Source organism: Verminephrobacter aporrectodeae subsp. tuberculatae At4 (genome assembly GCF_000193225.1).
In the GTDB taxonomy this organism is placed as follows: Bacteria; Pseudomonadota; Gammaproteobacteria; order Burkholderiales; family Burkholderiaceae_C; genus Acidovorax; species Acidovorax aporrectodeae.
Map to the genome: position 1 here is coordinate 1 of NZ_AFAL01001071.1, position 573 is coordinate 573.

Annotated in this window: 1 protein-coding gene; it reads right to left on the bottom strand. The window is 65.6% G+C overall.

What is annotated here, in order from left to right; translation table 11 throughout:
* A partial coding sequence (locus tag VTU_RS30470; RefSeq protein WP_010110804.1) for a SwmB domain-containing protein occupies nt 1–573 on the bottom strand: 573 nt, incomplete at both ends.

The window sequence follows — 573 nt, forward strand, 5'->3', positions numbered from 1 at the left end:
GACGTCGCGGACGGCCCGGACGCTGCCATCGACGCGCACCGTAAAAGCCTCCGTGGCCGGCTTGTTGGTCGCGTCCAGGTTGTTCTCGTCCTGGAAACTGAGCACCAGCTGGTCGCCGTTGACCCTGGGGCGCCGCGCCTCGTCGCTGGTGATCAGCACCGGGGCCGCGCCGTCCATGTCCGTGCGCACCACCGTGGTCGGGAAACTGAGCAGGCGGTTGCCGGCTGCGTCCTGTATGGCACTCTCGTTGGTGGGCGTGCTGTCCCGGTAGGAAACGGTCACGGTCTGACCCTGCCGCGGGGCGGTGCTCAGTTCCAGGATAAGGAGTTTTCTGCTTCCATAGAACGTGGTCGTGGCGGTGACGGCTTGGCCATCGACGAGCACCGTGAAATCACTGCCGTTCGGGTAGCTCCGGCTCAGGTCGCTCGCGGCGTAGAACCGGAGGAACAAGTCATTCCCGTTGACTCTGGGGGCATTGATACCGGTGGTGATCAGCTCCGGGGGGGTGTTGTTCGTCACCGCCCGGTCGCTGAAGTGCACTGCGTCGTTGCCCGCTGCGTCCTGCACCACGGC